General features: G+C 50.9%; 16 protein-coding genes. 9 read left to right on the forward strand and 7 right to left on the reverse strand.

Annotation, left to right across the window (positions count from 1 at the left end; translation table 11 throughout):
* The first annotated feature begins 619 nt into the window (after window positions 1-619).
* A complete protein-coding gene (locus tag H0247_RS13215) occupies window positions 620-1,165 on the forward strand; it encodes a LuxR C-terminal-related transcriptional regulator (RefSeq protein WP_180742979.1) in 546 nt (181 codons plus the stop codon).
* Window positions 1,166-1,224: 59 nt separating this feature from the next.
* Here the strand turns inward: H0247_RS13215 and speA are convergent, their stop codons facing one another.
* Window positions 1,225-3,207 (reverse strand): biosynthetic arginine decarboxylase, encoded by a 1,983-nt coding sequence (gene speA, locus H0247_RS13220; RefSeq protein WP_180742951.1) that lies wholly within the window; start codon window positions 3,205-3,207, stop codon window positions 1,225-1,227.
* A 709-nt stretch (window positions 3,208-3,916) separates the two neighbouring features.
* Between speA and metK the strand changes: the two genes are divergently transcribed.
* The 7 genes from metK to ruvX all read left to right on the forward strand — a co-directional run bounded on the left by metK (window position 3,917) and on the right by ruvX (window position 9,653).
* Entirely contained in the window at window positions 3,917-5,068 is a 1,152-nt protein-coding gene (gene metK / locus H0247_RS13225; protein WP_180742952.1) for a methionine adenosyltransferase, read from the forward strand.
* A gap of 124 nt (window positions 5,069-5,192) precedes the next feature.
* Complete coding sequence (locus H0247_RS13230) at window positions 5,193-5,705, forward strand: SprT family zinc-dependent metalloprotease (RefSeq protein WP_180742953.1); 513 nt, start codon at window positions 5,193-5,195, stop codon at window positions 5,703-5,705.
* Window positions 5,706-5,801: 96 nt separating this feature from the next.
* Window positions 5,802-6,500, forward strand: coding sequence for a deoxyribonuclease I (gene endA / locus H0247_RS13235; RefSeq protein ID WP_180742954.1), 699 nt, complete (start codon window positions 5,802-5,804; stop codon window positions 6,498-6,500).
* A gap of 381 nt (window positions 6,501-6,881) precedes the next feature.
* Entirely contained in the window at window positions 6,882-7,616 is a 735-nt protein-coding gene (gene rsmE, locus H0247_RS13240; RefSeq protein WP_180742955.1) for a 16S rRNA (uracil(1498)-N(3))-methyltransferase, read from the forward strand.
* An 11-nt stretch (window positions 7,617-7,627) separates the two neighbouring features.
* A complete protein-coding gene (gene gshB, locus H0247_RS13245) occupies window positions 7,628-8,587 on the forward strand; it encodes a glutathione synthase (RefSeq protein WP_180742956.1) in 960 nt (319 codons plus the stop codon).
* Between the two features lie 83 nt (window positions 8,588-8,670).
* The gene (locus tag H0247_RS13250) at window positions 8,671-9,234 is read left to right on the forward strand and encodes a YqgE/AlgH family protein (protein ID WP_180742957.1); all 564 of its coding nucleotides are present in this window, start codon (window positions 8,671-8,673) and stop codon (window positions 9,232-9,234) included.
* Entirely contained in the window at window positions 9,234-9,653 is a 420-nt protein-coding gene (ruvX, locus tag H0247_RS13255; RefSeq protein WP_180742958.1) for a Holliday junction resolvase RuvX, read from the forward strand. The genes H0247_RS13250 and ruvX overlap by 1 nt, the downstream gene beginning before the upstream one ends.
* Before the next feature lie 103 nt (window positions 9,654-9,756).
* Here the strand turns inward: ruvX and fbp are convergent, their stop codons facing one another.
* Window positions 9,757-10,761: a class 1 fructose-bisphosphatase gene (gene fbp, locus H0247_RS13260; protein ID WP_010285800.1), complete on the reverse strand. Its 1,005-nt coding sequence runs from the start codon at window positions 10,759-10,761 to the stop codon at window positions 9,757-9,759.
* Between the two features lie 169 nt (window positions 10,762-10,930).
* Here fbp and mpl point away from each other — a divergent pair, with 169 nt between their 5' ends.
* Window positions 10,931-12,316: a UDP-N-acetylmuramate:L-alanyl-gamma-D-glutamyl-meso-diaminopimelate ligase gene (mpl, locus tag H0247_RS13265; protein ID WP_180742959.1), complete on the forward strand. Its 1,386-nt coding sequence runs from the start codon at window positions 10,931-10,933 to the stop codon at window positions 12,314-12,316.
* 107 nt (window positions 12,317-12,423) lie between these two features.
* Here mpl and H0247_RS13270 read toward each other — a convergent pair whose 3' ends face one another.
* The 5 genes from H0247_RS13270 to hflX all read right to left on the reverse strand — a co-directional run bounded on the left by H0247_RS13270 (window position 12,424) and on the right by hflX (window position 17,785).
* Window positions 12,424-13,722: an adenylosuccinate synthase gene (locus tag H0247_RS13270; protein ID WP_180742960.1), complete on the reverse strand. Its 1,299-nt coding sequence runs from the start codon at window positions 13,720-13,722 to the stop codon at window positions 12,424-12,426.
* Between the two features lie 99 nt (window positions 13,723-13,821).
* On the reverse strand, window positions 13,822-14,022 hold the full coding sequence (locus tag H0247_RS13275; RefSeq protein WP_039545804.1) for a DUF2065 family protein: 201 nt from the start codon (window positions 14,020-14,022) through the stop codon (window positions 13,822-13,824).
* Between the two features lie 124 nt (window positions 14,023-14,146).
* A complete protein-coding gene (gene hflC, locus H0247_RS13280) occupies window positions 14,147-15,142 on the reverse strand; it encodes a protease modulator HflC (protein ID WP_180742961.1) in 996 nt (331 codons plus the stop codon).
* A 3-nt stretch (window positions 15,143-15,145) separates the two neighbouring features.
* The gene (gene hflK, locus H0247_RS13285) at window positions 15,146-16,408 is read right to left on the reverse strand and encodes an FtsH protease activity modulator HflK (protein WP_180742962.1); all 1,263 of its coding nucleotides are present in this window, start codon (window positions 16,406-16,408) and stop codon (window positions 15,146-15,148) included.
* Window positions 16,409-16,504: 96 nt separating this feature from the next.
* Window positions 16,505-17,785: a ribosome rescue GTPase HflX gene (gene hflX / locus H0247_RS13290; protein ID WP_180742963.1), complete on the reverse strand. Its 1,281-nt coding sequence runs from the start codon at window positions 17,783-17,785 to the stop codon at window positions 16,505-16,507.
* Window positions 17,786-17,804: the final 19 nt, after the last annotated feature.

The following is a 17,804-nucleotide window of genomic DNA, read 5'->3' on the forward strand; positions in this document are numbered from 1 at the left end:
CAATTGCCCGCAAGTCATCCGACCACTATCATCCCCGTCGTATTCGCTGTAAGCTGTCATGCAACTGCCATCTTTAATCTTGCCATCGTTACAATGATAGGATTTAAGAATTAATCGATAATAAATAGATAGTTATTTTCAATCGAGTTAATTTCTCGTTCTCTTTTTAAGAAACGGCACTCAGTGGATTTCCAGATGCGGGAAAGCAGTAATCCACGAATGCGGCATACCGACAAACAGGCAACTACGATTAAACAGAGACCTACGTCTCAATCAGCAGGAATATTGGGGTAACTCCCTGTATTTAAAGATAGAAATAAACCAGTAAATCAAGCATACTATGTTAAACCAATAAAATTTTTTCCAGTTCGATCATATAGATATATGATAAACCCTGTTGTCTCTTCCGCAGATTTCTCTAGAGGCTCCACCTTTTAGCGATTTAACGGCATTTCAGGATCGCAATTTCTTAATAACTGGATAACATCAGCAGCAATTATTGGTTTGTGGCCACCTTCAAACAATAAACTCATATGTGTTAAAAATCATGGATGTGAGAATTTTCAGTAAATGCAATTTTACCACGGTAGGATTACGGGAAATCCTATCCAGTATCCCTATGCTCTCGATAAAACCCGTCAACCGGTTTACGCTGCAGCAAGGCAAGAAAAAATGTATTTTCATCATTGACGGTAGCAGCGAAGGCTTTGAGGAATACTATGAGTCGATAAGAACTCACTTTTATAATATGGCGTCCTCATTCATTATCATCAATAATTCCCCCAATCACCCTCCTGTGTGTATTGACGAAAAAACGATTCTTATTTCAAAGTCAGCTGCCATCGATTCTTTTTATAAATTACTCGATTTTGTCCACCTTCACGATCGCCGTTTATTCAGTCCCGTCAGGTTGTCAAAGTCTGAATATGCCGTATTCCAACATTGGTGTGCGGGCTACACGGCGGAAGCGATTGCCGATATCATCGGATTAAATAAGAAATCAGTACTGAACAGCAAATCACGATTACTGAATAAATATGGTGTTCAGGATAAAAACTCTTTACTGCTAATTGCTAAGATTATCTTCAAAGACAGAGTCATTGAAGAATTTGATTCCCTTCCCAAACCAGCAACCGATATCAATATGAGTCATTCGACTATCTAAACGATAGTCGAAAAAAAGGGGATGCGCGCTCGCATCCCCTTTTACTTCGTCAGTCACACTTACTCTTCATCTTCCAAATAAGTATAGCCATACAGCCCGCTTTCAAACTCTTCCAAGAACTGCGCCTGAAGTTCAGCATCCAGATCGGTTTCTTTCACCTGATCACGGAAACGAGTCATCAGCACTTCAGGGTCAAGCTGCACATATTCCAGCATGTCAGCAACTGTATTCCCTTCGTCAGATTCTTCAATCTCAACGGTTCCGTCCTGGAAGACAAATACGTCAACGGTCGATGTATCACCAAATAGGTTATGCATGTTCCCCAGAATTTCCTGATAGGCGCCAACCATAAAGAAGCCCAGCAGCGGAGGGTTTTCTGGATCGTAAGGCGGCATTGGCATCGTAGTCGCAATACCATCGCCATCGACATAATGATCGATCGTGCCATCAGAATCACAGGTGATGTCCAGCAGCACAGCACGACGCTCAGGCGGTTTATCCAGCCCTTCCAGCGGCAGTACAGGGAACAGCTGATCGATACCCCATGCGTCCGGCATGGACTGGAACAGCGAGAAGTTGACATACAGCTTGTCAGCCATGCGTTCCTGTAATTCATCAATCACTGGCCGGTGCGCGCGGTTGCTCGGATCCAACTGCTCCTGAATCATCTGGCAGATGCTCAGATAAAGCTGCTCCGCTTTGGCACGCTGTGTCAGATCCAGCATGCCGTGCGTGTACTGGGTATGTACATCGTGCAAATCCATCTGGCTGTCGTGCAACCACTCACGCAGCGAACGGCGTTTTCCTGGCTGCTTGATTTCCTTCCAGGTCGACCACAGGCTCTCCAGCGCGCGCGGCGCATCTTCTTCCGGTTCGGTTGGTTCACTGAACTCGTTGCGTTCCACCCCGATGATATTGGAAACCAACACGGTATGGTGCGCGGTTACCGCACGGCCGGATTCGGTGATCACCGTCGGGTGGGGTAATCCGTGTTCGTTACAAGCATCGCCGATACCCCAAATCACGTTGTTGGCGTACTCGTTCAGGCCATAGTTCACTGAACAATCGGACTGAGAGCGCGTGCCTTCATAGTCCACACCCAAACCGCCACCGACGTCAAAACACTGGATATTCACACCCAGCTTATGCAATTCAACATAAAAACGCGCGGATTCACGCACGCCCGTCGCAATATCACGGATATTTGCCAGTTGCGAACCCAAATGGAAATGCAGCAGTTGCAGGCTATCCAACCGCCCCGCTTCACGCAGCATCTCAACCAGTTGCAGCACCTGAATCGCCGCCAAGCCAAACTTGGATTTCTCGCCACCGCTGGATTGCCACTTTCCCGATCCCTGAGAAGCCAGACGCGCGCGGACGCCAAGGCGCGGCACCACATTCAAGCGCTCGGCTTCTTCCAGCACCAGACGGATTTCAGACATCTTCTCGATGACCAGATACACCTTGTGGCCCAGCTTTTCGCCGATCAGTGCCAGACGGATGTATTCACGGTCTTTATAGCCGTTACACACAATCACCGTGCGCGTCATGCCGGCATGACCCAGAACGGCCATCAACTCCGCTTTTGAACCGGCCTCTAGACCCAACGGTTCACCGGAATTCGCCAGTGACTCAATCACACGACGATGCTGGTTAACCTTGATGGGGTAAACCAGAAAATAGCCACCTTCATAGCCAAACGATTCACGAGCTTGTTTAAACGCCGCATTAATAGAACGCAGACGATGTTGAAGAATTTGCGGGAAGCAGAACAGCGCAGGCAGACGTTGATGATGGTCTTTCTGCATATCTTTGACCAATCTGGCCAGATCGACGCGAGCTTCTGGTACGTCAGGATCCGGGCACACGCTAATGTGGCCAAGTTCGTTGACGTCATAGTAATTATTGCCCCACCAGGCAATATTGTAGGTACGAAGCATTTCGCTGGCATTACGGTCATTCATGGCAACCTCCTGCATTGAGCGCAAATTTTCATGTTTACCCGTCGCTGACGAGCCGTGATGAATCATGTCGTCAGACATAACGAACCTCTTCTTTTTCTAGACTGCTGATCACATCAGTACCTGAATAAACCGCCCACATGAGCATACCTGCAACATGCGGCGTCGACAGTGAAAAAACCGGCGTAGTACAGTATGCCGTCACTTTATTACTCTTATTAGTGTAAAACACGTTGTCAGGCTCCGTGTTACGGGTCGATAAAACTCGTTGTGAAAACCACCGGGCGAACGTGACCAGAAAGGCGTTAAACGCTTCTGGCAGAAAGAATAACAGGCGGATTAACCAGCCCTGGAGTCCTGTGTCGAATTTAAAGACAGGCAACGTCGAGAAACGGAAAAGAAGGGTTGAGTCGCGGACGCAGTAGCGTCAAAAGGGACATATTGCGAACGCAATATACTCAGTAAACAACGGATCATTAATCCAACCACCTCCACGTGCGCCGCAGGCTATGCGGTCAGCTATCAATAATAAATTCAAAATGTCGCGGATTACATCACCGCTCGCCGTTTATACCTACATGCTACTGGAAAAGCAAAATGAAAATTGTCGCCAATCATCTCTTGTAAAGGAAAAAACAGCCTATGATGAAAGGATGATGGCGTGCTAAGACAAAAAACTACTGGCACTGAGACTAAAAGGTGACCTAGAATAGCCATCCAGATGTTAATCCGTCTATACTGATTAACTGATACACTGCTTAACGGCTTTGATTTGAAGGTAAAGATACCCATGGCTAAACACCTTTTTACGTCCGAGTCAGTCTCTGAAGGACATCCCGATAAAATTGCTGACCAGATTTCTGATGCGGTTCTCGACGCCATTCTGGAGCAAGACCCAAAAGCGCGTGTCGCTTGTGAGACTTATGTAAAGACCGGCATGGTGTTAGTCGGTGGTGAAATTACCACCAGTGCCTGGGTCGACATCGAAGAAATTACCCGTCGTACCGTGCGTAATATCGGTTATGTCAATTCTGAAATGGGCTTTGATGCCAATTCTTGTGCCGTACTGAGCGCGATTGGTAAGCAGTCTCCCGACATCAACCAAGGCGTTGACCGCAGCGATCCGCTGGAACAAGGTGCAGGCGATCAAGGATTAATGTTCGGCTACGCGACTAACGAAACCGACGTACTGATGCCCGCTCCCGTGACTTACGCACACCGTCTAGTTCAGCGTCAGTCAGAAGTGCGTAAAAACGGTTCACTGCCGTGGCTGCGTCCGGATGCGAAAAGTCAGGTTACGTTCCTGTACGACGATGGCAAGATTGCCGGCATTGATGCCGTGGTACTGTCTACCCAGCATTCTGAAGATATCAGCCAAAAAGATCTGCATGAAGCGGTGATGGAAGAGATCATCAAACCGGTTCTGCCTGCCGAGTGGCTGTCTGCCAATACCAAATATTTCATCAACCCAACCGGACGCTTTGTTATCGGCGGCCCAATGGGTGACTGCGGCCTGACCGGTCGTAAAATCATCGTTGATACCTACGGCGGCGCGGCGCGTCACGGCGGCGGTGCATTCTCTGGTAAAGATCCGTCTAAAGTCGACCGCTCCGCGGCCTATGCCGCACGCTATGTTGCCAAGAATATTGTTGCGGCTGGCTTGGCCGATCGCTGCGAAATTCAGGTGTCCTACGCTATCGGCGTGGCAGAACCCACCTCTATCATGATCGAAACTTTCGGCACAGAGAAAGTGTCTACCGAGCAACTGACGCGGCTGGTGCGCGAATTCTTCGATCTGCGTCCTTATGGCTTAATCCAGATGCTGGATCTGCTGCACCCGATTTATCAGGAAACCGCAGCCTATGGCCACTTTGGCCGCGAACATTTCCCATGGGAAAAAACGGACAAAGCCGCAGAGCTGCGCGAAGCTGCGGGCCTGTAATCCGGCGATGCAATAAAGACCAAACGGCGAATGCGAGTTCGCCGTTTTTCGTTTTAGTGTCCTTCGCATTCCCCTCCGCCCCACCTATTGCGTCTCCCTACGACTCGCTTTATCCTCACGGAATATGAATACTCCCCGAATTCCCATTGCCAGCCATCAGGCTGTGATGCGCTGTCTGCGTGATAAATTGCAGCAGGCTAACCTCACTTTGCAAACGGACTACACCGAGCCTACAGTAAATTACCAGCAACGTGGCGCTACAGCAGGAACAGCCTGGCTACAACATTGGGAAATTAGGCTGAATCCCGTCTTATTGCAGGAAAATCAGCAGGCTTTTATCGATGAGGTCGTTCCTCATGAACTGGCTCATCTGCTGGTCTACGCGCGCTTTGGCCGCGTCGCGCCGCATGGTAAAGAATGGCGCTGGATGATGGAAAGCGTCCTGCATGTTCCGGCAAAACGCACGCATCGGTTTGCAGTACAGTCCGTGCAGGGGAAAACCTTCACTTACCTGTGCGATTGCCAACGGCATGAACTGACAATCCGCCGGCACAATCGGGTGCTGCGCGGCGAAACAGAATATCGCTGCCGTCGTTGCGGGAAAACCTTACGTCATGATGTAAAAAGTTCTATTTAAAAGGGAATTTCCAGTTTTAAAAACTGCTTTTGCATTTGCCTGCCGACGAGACATCCGGTAGTCTGCCAACTTTACAGCCTGTGGATTATTTGGAATATGCTACGCAAAATTCTCGCTATCTCCGCCGTTGGCGCGGGTCTATTTTCGGCTGCCGTGTTAGGTCAGAACATCAATAATTTTTCGCAGGCAAAAGCCGCCGCCGTTGACATTAACCGGGATGCGCCGGGTTCGTTCTACTGCGGCTGCAAAATTACGTGGCAAGGTAAGAAAGGCACCCCCGATCTTGAATCCTGCGGCTATCAGGTCAGAAAAAATGAACAGCGTACCAGCCGTATCGAATGGGAACACGTTGTGCCTGCCTGGCAGTTCGGCCACCAGCGTCAGTGCTGGCAGGATGGCGGCAGAAAGAACTGTAGCAGCGACCCCGTCTACCGTGAGATGGAAACCGATTTGCACAACCTGCAACCGGCTATCGGCGAGGTCAACGGCGATCGCGGCAATGCCATGTATGGGCAGTGGAACGGGGGGGAATCCCAGTACGGTCAATGCGAGATGAAGATCGATTTTAAAAACAATCTGGCTGAGCCGCCTGCTCGCGCCCGTGGCCAGATCGCCCGTACCTATTTCTACATGCGCGACCGCTATCAGTTACGTTTGTCCAGTCAGCAAACTCAGCTGTTCGAGGCCTGGGATAAGCAATATCCGGTCACGCAGTGGGAATGTACCCGCAATCAGCGCATCGCCGCAAAACAGGGAAACCCGAATCCCTACGTTCAACAAGCTTGCCAGCGCTAGTTCGTCTACCTACTATAGCGAATCTGTTTCCAGCAAAACCGCCGTCAGATGACGGTGGTTTAAACCGTTGATAAACCTATTTACGGAACGAGAACGGTGGTAATGGGATAGAAGAGTAAAGCGTTTGCGCCATGGACAAAAACGTCAGGAACGTTTTTGAACGTCGCTTTCGACGGCCCTAAAAGGGTGAATCTCAGGGATGAGATTCATATCCGCGCAATCCGAGCTTACAGGGAGGTACTTGCAGCGTCTTTACGATCTACCCATTATCACCGCTCAGCGTACTTTGTCCGCAAACTCGGCCACTATTAAATGACGGTGGTTTTACCTATTTCTGGCGTTCTTGTGCCGATTAATTTCATTAAAAGGTCTTAATTCAGTATGCGAGTACCACGCATTTTTCATCCCGAGACGCTCCCCCTACAAGGCGGTGAAGTCGAACTGAGTGACGATGCCGCCAATCACGTTGGTCGCGTGTTACGCATGAATACGGGCCAAGTATTGCAGCTGTTTGATGGCAGCAATCATGTCTTTGATGCGGAAATCATTGCGGCAGGCAAAAAGAGTGTGCGCGTTCGCTTCACTGCAGGTAAGTTGGAAAATAAAGAATCGCCCCTACATTTACATCTGGGACAGGTGATGTCGCGCGGCGAAAAAATGGAATTTACTATCCAGAAATCCATCGAACTGGGTGTCAATGTGATTACCCCGCTACTTTCTGAACGTTGTGGCGTAAAGCTGGATGCCGAGCGCCTGGAGAAAAAAATTAGCCAGTGGCAGAAAATTGCAGTTGCCGCCTGTGAACAATCCGGTCGCAACAGTGTGCCGCTGGTGCGGCCAGCGATGACGCTGGAAGCCTGGTGTGCGGAACAAGACAACGCATTGAAATTAAATCTGCACCCACGCGCCACACAAAGCATCAACACGCTGCCGCTGCCCGTAGAACGGGTCAGGCTGCTGATCGGCCCAGAAGGCGGGCTCACCGCCGATGAAATTACCATGACCTCAGAACACGGATTCACTGATATCCTGTTGGGGCCACGCGTCTTGCGCACAGAAACCACTGCACTCACCGCCATTACCGCCTTACAGGTACGTTTCGGCGATTTGGGGTAAAGGAGAAAAGAATGATCAAACTCGGTATCGTGATGGACCCGATTGACACCATCAATATCAAGAAAGACACCAGCTTTGCCATGCTGCTGGAAGCACAGCGCCGTGGTTGGGAACTGCATTACATGGAGATGAAAGATCTCTATATGCACGCGGGCGTTGCCCGTGCGACAACGCATCGCCTGAGCGTCCAGTACGATTATGACGGTTGGTACGATTTCTCCGGCGAGCAGGACATTGCGCTGGAAGAGCTGGATGTGGTGCTGATGCGTAAAGATCCGCCGTTCGATACGGAATTCATCTACGCCACCTATATTCTGGAACGCGCGGAAGAGAAAGGCACACTGATCGTCAACAAACCGCAAAGCCTGCGTGATTGCAACGAGAAGTTGTTCACCGCCTGGTTCCCGCATCTGACCCCCGATACGCTCGTCACACGCCGTGCGGACAAGCTGCGTCAGTTCCATGAAAAACACGGCGACGTCATTCTCAAACCACTGGACGGTATGGGCGGCGCGTCTATTTTCCGTTTGAAGCAGGATGACGCCAACGTTTCTGTCATCATCGAAACACTGACCGAACATGCTACCCGCTACTGCATGGCGCAGAACTATCTGCCTGCGATTAAAGATGGCGACAAACGCGTTCTGGTCGTCGATGGCGAACCCGTACCCTACTGCTTGGCGCGAATCCCGAAAAGCGGTGAGACACGTGGCAATCTGGCAGCCGGTGGTCGCGGCGAAGCCCGCCCGCTAACCGAAAGCGACTGGAAAATCGCCCGTGATGTCGCACCAACGTTAAAAGCCAAAGGCCTGATTTTCGTCGGTCTGGACATTATAGGTGACCGCCTGACAGAAATTAACGTCACCAGCCCGACCTGCGTGCGTGAAATCGAAGCGGCCTACCCCGATGTGTCCATCACCGGCATGCTGATGGACGCGATTGAAAAACGTCTGGCTGCACGTACCCGCTAATACCAGAGACATCTGACACACCACCCGGCCCGCGCAATACGGGCCGTTTCTCCAACGCTGACGGATATCGATAAAAATACATAATGAATTTACAGCATCACTTCCTCATTGCTATGCCAGCACTACAGGACTCTGTATTTAAACGTTCGGTGGTCTATATCTGCGAACATAATGAAGACGGAGCCATGGGGCTGATCATCAATAAACCGATGGATCATTTTTCCGTGGAAAATGTGCTGAAAAAGCTAAAAATAGATCCGACACCGCGCGATCCTGCGATCAGATTAGATAAACCCGTCTTCATAGGCGGCCCACTGGCGGACGACCGTGGTTTTATCTTGCATACGCCCTGTCCCGGCTTTGGTTCTAGCATCAGTATCTCTGAAGACACCATGATCACCACATCAAAAGACGTGCTAGAAACGTTGGGTACGCCTAATCAGCCGAAAAATACGCTGGTCGCCTTAGGCTATTCCGCCTGGGAGAACGGTCAGTTGGAAGAAGAACTGCTGGAGAATGCCTGGCTGACCACGCCGGCCGATAAAGACATTCTGTTCCACACGCCGATTGCGGAACGCTGGCGGGCGGCGGCTAGAAAGCTGGGCATCGACATTCATAATATCTCCACAGAAGCGGGACATGCCTGATGAGTAGCAGAACCATTCTTGCCTTTGATTTTGGGACAAAAAGCATCGGTGTCGCCATCGGTCAGGAGATTACTGGTACGGCGCGGCCGCTGATCTCATTCAAAGCGCAGGAAGGGATCCCAGACTGGCAAAAAGTGGAGAAACTGCTGTCAGAATGGCAGCCCGACCTGATCGTCGTCGGCTTACCACTCAACATGGACGGCACTGAACAACCGCTGACGGCACGGGCGCGGAAATTTGCCAACCGACTGCATGGCCGTTTTGGCGTCGCGATTGCGCTACACGATGAACGCTTGAGTACGGTGGAAGCGCGCGCGGATCTCTTCGAACGTGGCGGCTTTAAAGCGCTGGATAAAGGGAGCGTAGATGCAGCTTCTGCGGTGATTATTCTGGAAAGCTGGTTCGAGGCACAACACTAAAAAACGCAGGTTGTGGTGAGCCACAAAAATGGCGTACTGGGCAGCACGCCATAAACCGTTATCCCGCGTTGGCAGAGAATCCACCAACACGGGACAGCGTTAATTAGGCATCGGGGAATTCACGGATGAAACGTTCAACGTCATCAACCATGGATTCCGTTCCCACAAAGAACGGTGAGCGCTGGTGCAGCTTCTCTGGCGTGATATCCAGAATACGGTTTTTACCATCGCTGGCTTTACCGCCCGCCTGCTCTGCCAGAAACGCCATCGGGTTGCATTCGTACAGCAAACGTAGTTTGCCTTTCGGATAGCTCGCCGTGCTTGGATACAGGTAGATTCCGCCTTTCAGCAGGTTACGGTGGAAATCCGCCACCAGTGAGCCAATATAACGCGACGTATAAGGACGCTGCGTCTCTTCATCCTGCTCCTGACAGTATTTAATGTATTTCTTCACGCCGACAGGAAACTTGATGTAGTTCCCCTCGTTGATGGAATACATATTCCCTTTTTCCGGGAAGCAAACTTTTTCATGCGAGAGACAGAATACACCAAGCGACGGATCGTACGTAAAGGCGTGCACGCCGTGACCCGTGGTGTACACCAGCATGGTGGAAGAACCGTAAACAATGTAACCCGCAGCAACCTGCTGGCTACCCGGCTGTAAAAAGTCAGCTTCCGTGACGGAGGTTCCCAGCGGCGTAATACGACGATAAATAGAGAAAATCGTACCGACAGAGACGTTCACATCAATATTCGACGAACCGTCCAGCGGATCCATCAGAACGACATACTTGGCATTTTCCGCCTTATCACCTTCAAAGATAACAATTTCGTCTTCTTCTTCGGAGGCAATACCTGCCACTTCACCACGTGCTTTTAATGCCGCTTTCAGTTTTTCATTGGCATACAGATCGAGCTTCATCTGCACTTCGCCCTGAACATTAGAAATGCCGCTGGCACCCAGGATATCAACCAGACCTGCTTTATTGATATCACGGTGAATAATCTTGGCACCCAGTTTAATAGCAGACAGCAGCGCGGTCAGCTCACCTGTGGCGTGAGAGAAATCGTGCTGTTTTTCGACGATAAATTCGCCTAACGTTTTCATAACACTATTCCAGAATCTACGGATGAAAAGCGGTTTCATTTCTGCACCGCCAACGTTTGCGCATGCAGTGTAGCCCAAAGAGAAAGTGAGTACCTAGTCAAATCCATTTCTTATGGCGGATTCATCGCGTTAGAATGTGACGCAGACTCACTGTGAAGATGGAAAATGTATGCGTATTCATATTTTAGGTATCTGCGGCACCTTTATGGGTGGCCTTGCCCTGCTTGCTCGTTCACTGGGGCATGACGTCACAGGCTCAGATGCAAATGTTTATCCCCCCATGAGTACCTTACTTGAAGAGCAGGGAATCACGCTGATTCAGGGCTACGATCCGGCACAGCTTACCCCAGCACCTGATTTGGTCATCATCGGCAATGCGATGACGCGGGGAAACCCGTGCGTCGAAGCCGTACTGGAACAGGGATTACCTTATGTTTCCGGTCCACAGTGGTTGCATGATCACGTATTACGCGATCGCTGGGTGATTGCCGTTGCGGGTACACATGGCAAAACCACCACAGCAGGGATGGTCACCTGGATTCTGGAAGCGTGCGGCTACCAGCCCGGCTTTGTGATCGGTGGCGTTCCCGGCAACTTTACCGTTTCCGCTCGTTTGGGTGGCAGCCCGTTCATGGTGCTCGAAGCCGATGAATATGACTGTGCATTCTTCGACAAACGTTCCAAATTCGTACATTACTGCCCCAGAACGCTGGTGCTTAATAACCTTGAGTTCGATCACGCCGACATCTTTGACGATCTGAAAGCCATTCAAAAACAGTTCCACCACCTTGTGCGGCTGGTACCGGGCAGCGGGAAAATCATCCTGCCAACCAACGACCTTAACCTCAAACAGGTGATGGGAATGGGATGCTGGAGTGAGCAGGAACTGGTTGGTGAAGAAGGCACGTGGCGGGCACAAAAAGTGTCGATTGATGCCAGCCAATATCAGGTTTACCTGAACAATGAACTCGTCGGTGAAGTCCATTGGAAGCTGGTGGGCGAACACAACATGCACAACGGACTGATGGCCATTGCCGCTGCACATCATGTCGGCGTGCTACCCGCAGATGCCTGCCGCGCGCTGGGCGGTTTTATCAACGCACGCCGCCGTCTGGAATTACGCGGTACAGAACATGGCGTCGCCGTTTATGACGATTTTGCACACCACCCTACCGCGATTCTGGCGACGCTGTCAGCGCTACGCAGCAAGGTTGGTGGCACAGCGCGTATTTTGGCCGTACTTGAACCTCGTTCAAACACCATGAAATTGGGAATGTGCAAGAATGAGCTAGCGCCGTCATTAGGCCGCGCTGATGAAGTTTTCCTTTTCCAGCCGGCCCATATTCCATGGCAGGTCGTAGAAGTCGCGGAAGCCTGCGTACAACCAGCTCACTGGAGCGCGGATATCGATGCGCTGGTAGAAAACATCGTCAAAACCGCACAACCGGGCGACCATATTCTGGTGATGAGCAACGGCGGATTCAGCAACATCCACAATAAGCTATTAGATGGGCTGAAGAAAAAAGCGCAGAAGATGAAAGACGCTCAAGAATAACAGGTAGAATCCGTCGTTATTCACACGACGACGGTTAACTGACAGATAGCAAAAAGGACGGGAATCCCGTCCTTTTTCACATTCGTATCACCCGCTAAGGGACGAAATTAAGCGTCGAACGGATCGCGCAACACCATCGTTTCGCTACGATCTGGGCCGGTGGAAATAATGTCAATCGGCACACCGGTGACTTCTTCGATACGTTTGATGTAGTTCAGTGCAGCCTGCGGCAGTTTGCTGTGATCTTTCACGCCAAACGTGCTTTCAGACCAACCTGGCATCGTTTCATAAATCGGCTCAAGACCTTCCCAGCCTTCAGCAGCCAGCGGAGTGACATCCACTTCAGTGCCATTCGGCAGGCGATAGCCTACGCAGATTTTAATCTCTTTCAGGCCGTCCAGAACATCTAGCTTGGTCAGGCAGAAACCAGACAGCGAGTTGATCTGTACTGCACGACGCACGGCAACCGCATCCAGCCAGCCGGTACGACGACGGCGACCCGTGGTCGCGCCAAACTCGTTACCTTTCTGAGACAGGTGCTCACCGACTTCTTCAAACAGCTCCGTCGGGAATGGACCTGCGCCCACACGGGTGGAATAAGCTTTAACGATACCCAGTACGTAATCTACATAGCGTGGACCCAGACCAGAACCGGTAGCAACGCCACCCGCAGTGGTATTCGAGGAAGTCACGTACGGATAAGTACCGTGGTCGATATCCAGCAGCGTACCTTGTGCGCCTTCAAACATGACGAAATCGCCACGCAGGTGCGCTTTGTACAGCAGATCGGAAACATCAACGACCATTGCGGTCAGGATGTCGGCAATTGCCAGCACATCGTCCAGCACTTTCTGGTAGTCGACTGCATCGGCTTTGTAGTAGTTCACCAACTGGAAGTTATGGTATTCGACGATCTCTTTCAGTTTGACAGCAAAGGTTTCTTTATCAAACAGATCGCCAACACGCAGGCCACGGCGAGCAACTTTATCTTCATACGCAGGACCAATACCACGGCCAGTCGTACCAATTGCTTTCGCACCACGCGCTTTCTCACGGGCGTTATCCAGCGCGACGTGATAAGGCAGGATTAATGGACAAGCTTCAGAAAGCAGCAGACGTTCGCGTACCGGGACGCCACGCGCTTCAAGCTCCGTCATTTCTTTCATCAATGCGTCAGGCGCCAGCACAACACCGTTACCGATGATGCTGACAACATTTTCACGCAGAATGCCAGAAGGAATTAAATGAAGGACGGTTTTTTCACCGTTGATAACCAGTGTGTGGCCAGCGTTGTGACCACCCTGATAGCGCACAACATATTTAGCCCGTTCAGTCAGCAGGTCAACGACCTTGCCTTTACCTTCGTCACCCCATTGGGTGCCCAGTACGACGACGTTCTTACCCATTTCAAGAATCACCAGGTTGCTTAAAAAAGGATTCTAACATCTCATTTGGATGCTTTCAGTAGTTTTAGCACACGATTGCGCACATTTTTCTGCTTAATTTTAGCCCCCCATCCGGCTACGCAACATGTAGTAGATCACGCCCCCAGCAACAACTATTCCACCGCCAAAACGACGCAAAATAGTATCCGGCAACTGCGCGATACCCAAAATCATCCGCCGCCAGAGACGGGGAAACAGTAACGGCCCAAGTCCTTCAAGCACCAAAACCAGACCAAGCGCCAGCCAAATCGTTGAATTCATAAAAACCTCTTTTCCCCGCATCCGATTCGTGCAGGAGCAAACCCTTGAATATCTCTGCCAGAAAATGGCAAAAAAAAGCCCGAGAAAGAACCCGGGCTTGATGAAAGACGTCAGTGAATGACGATCAGCGGCGTGGTGCCATACTACTGTCCGGTGACTTCATGTAGCGGAAGAAGTCGCTATCCGGGCTGAGAACCATCACGTCCTGATTATTACTGAAGCTGCTTTCATACGCGCGCAGGCTACGAACGAAAGCGTAGAAGTCTGGATCTTCACTGAATGCATTAGCAAACAGTTTCGCCGCTTCGGCATCCCCTTCACCACGGGTAATACGTCCCTGACGCTCAGCTTCAGCCAGCGTACGGGTGACTTCATAGTCTGCCGCCGCTTTCAGCTTTTCAGCTTCTTCCTGACCTTGTGAACGGTGACGACGCGCCACTGCTTCACGCTCTGCACGCATACGTTGGTAAATCGCGTCAGAGACTTCCGTTGGCAGGTTGATTTGCTTAATTCGCACATCGATAACCTCAATCCCCAGTGCAGCCATGCTGTTAGGGTTGATATGAGGCTCATTGCCCGTCGTCTCTTTCTCTACACGTGCCGCCGCAGAAGCAATCGCATTATCGGCTTCGGTAGTTTCCCCCGTACCGGTATTCAGCGCTTCACGCACATCAGACATCAGTTGACCACGCGAATCGGTTACAATCCCTTTCACATCCAGACGACCAATCTCAGAACGCAGACGGTCACTAAACTTACGTTTCAGCAGCACTTCAGCCTGAGAGATGTCACCACCGCCCGTAGCCAGATAGTAACGGCTGAAATCGCTGATACGCCATTTCAGGTAGGAATCGACAATCAGGTCTTTCTGCTCTTTAGTGATAAAGCGGTCAGCCTGGTTTTCCATGGTCTGGATACGCGCATCCAGCATTTTCACTGAGTCGATAAACGGAATCTTGAACTGCAATCCCGGTGCATAGATCAGCGGTTTATTGTCGTCATCACGCAATACTTTGCCAAAACGCATCACAATGCCGCGCTGGCCTTCCTGCACCACAAACAGTGACGCATAGACCACCATCAGTACCAGGATCAGGATAAATAGTAAGGGCTTACGCATCGATTATTCTCTCCCTACTCGAGTGAAGTCATCACGCTGCGCATTTGCTCTGCGCTGATCCATGATATTTCCATTATTACTGCTGCGCGTTTGGTTGCTATTCGCTGCACCGCTGCTGCCAGTAGGCAGACGCAGTGGGCTAGCGCTGCTATTATTGCTGTTGCTTTGCGTGTTTTCACCGCCTTGTCCACGCAGCATCTGATCCAACGGCAGCACCATCAGGTTGCCCCCCTTGTCATTGACCAGCACTTTGCGGGTATGGCTCAGCACACGTTCCATCGTTTCGATATACAGACGCTCGCGAGTAATTTCTGGCGCGGCTTTATATTCCGGTAAAACTCGGGCAAAACGAGCAACCTCACCCTGAGCTTCCAAAACGGTACGGGTTTTATAAGCGCGAGACTCTTCCAGAATACGCTGGGCCTGACCGTTAGCACGCGGTTGAACTTCGTTCGCGTAGGCTTCCGCTTCACGAATATATTGCTGTTCGTTTTCACGAGCGGCAATCGCATCATCAAACGCGGCCTTCACTTCTTCTGGAGGACGAGCGGTCTGGAAGTTGACGTCCAGCAGTGTGATACCCATGTTGTACGGGCGAACGGTTTCTTCCAGTACACGCTGAGTATCCGTACGCACAATGGTACGGCCTTCGGTCAAAATTTTGTCCATCGTGTACTTACCAATCACGCCGCGCAGCGCGCTGTCAGTTGCCTGACGCAGGCTGTCATCCGCATTGGTTACGCTGAACAGATATTGTTCTGGCTGCGTGACACGATATTGCACGTTCATTTCAACGCGCACGACGTTCTCATCTGACGTCAACATCACGCCCGACGTCGCCAGTTCACGCACCGACTCAACGTTCACGGCGCGAACAGAGTCGATGAAGGTCGGTTTCCAGTTAAGACCTGGCCCCACCAAATGGCTGAATTTACCAAAACGCGTAACGACACCGCGTTCCGCTTCTTTAATAGTATAGAAACCCGTAGCAGCCCAGATGACAACCGCAGCGACGGCAGCGATACCGACGATCCGGCCACCCAGTGCTGGGCCGCCAGAATTTCCACTGTTGCTTGAGCCTGAACCTTTTCCGCCACCCAGATCGCTGAGTTTTTTGCTCAGCTTACGGAAGATGTCGTCCAGATCCGGCGGCCCCTGATCTCGGCCACCTTTATTGTTATTTCCGCCAGAGTTGCCGCCATTATTGCTGCTGCTCCCCCACGGGTCGCGGTCTTGTCCGTTATTACCGGGCTGATTCCACGCCATGTTTTAGCTCCATTCTTTATGATAGGTGTTCTTCAGGTTCAATATCCCAGAGTCCGTCAGACTATTTTACCGTTCAGACTGTTTCTGCCAGTCAAATCAGACAATATAGTCCATCAGTTCCTGCTCTTTTTTGCAGAGGCGGCGCCAGTCAGCAATCGGCATACGAATAACCAGACCAATTTGCCCATCCTCTTCAATCCATTCTTTTTCTATTGCCTGAAGCTGGTAAAAACGACTACGCAAGCGTCCTGCCTGCGGGGGAAGATGCAAGGTATATTGTGCGATTTCCCCAGAAAGCCGCTCAGTCAATGCCTGAAATAGCAACGGAATCCCGTCACCAGTCTGTGCTGAAAGCCAGACCCGTACAGGTAGATTCTCTTCGTTGCGATCGATACGCGGAACGAAATCATCCAGCATATCAATCTTGTTCATTACCAACAGCGCAGGTATTTCATCCGCCTCGATTTCCGTCAGTACGTCATTAACCGCCTCAATGTTCTCGTCAAGACGAGGATCAGCGGCATCAACAACGTGCAACAGCAGCGAGGCCTGACGTGTTTCCTGTAGTGTAGCCTTAAACGCAGCCACCAAATCATGGGGCAACTGCCGGATAAAACCTACGGTATCCGCCAGCACTGTATCACCGACATCATCCACTTGAATGCGGCGCAATGTTGGATCCAGTGTGGCAAATAACTGATCAGCGGCATAGACGCCCGCCGATGTAATCTTGTTAAACAGCGTGGATTTACCCGCGTTGGTATAGCCCACCAGCGAAACGGTGGGGACATCGGCGCGAACCCGCGACCGCCGCCCCTGTTCACGCTGTTTTTCTACCCGTTCAAGACGCGACAATATCTGAGTGATACGGTTACGCAATAAACGACGGTCGGTTTCAAGCTGAGTTTCACCCGGGCCACGCAAACCGATACCGCCTTTCTGGCGCTCAAGGTGCGTCCAACCGCGAACCAATCGGGTCGCAAGATGGCGCAACTGTGCCAGTTCTACCTGTAATTTCCCCTCGTGAGTACGCGCACGCTGGGCAAAAATATCTAAAATCAGTCCGGTACGATCGATCACTCGGCACTCACACAAACGCTCCAGATTACGTTCCTGAGCAGGCGTCAACGCATGATCAAACAGCACGACAAACGCGCCGGTTTCTTTTACTGCCTGGGCAATTTCTTCGGCTTTACCTTCCCCGACAAAATACTTGGGGTGAGGCGCCTTCCGGCTACCGGTAACCACCTGCAAGGATTCAATACCGGCAGAAGAAACCAGAGATTCGAACTCCAGCAGATCTTCCGTATCTCTATCTTGCGAGAAAAAAATATGAACTAATATGGCCCGTTCACCTGATTCATAACGGTCAAACAAGCGAGTAACCTCTTAAAAA

This window comes from Pectobacterium sp. CFBP8739, from assembly GCF_013449375.1.
In the GTDB taxonomy this organism is placed as follows: Bacteria; Pseudomonadota; Gammaproteobacteria; order Enterobacterales; family Enterobacteriaceae; genus Pectobacterium.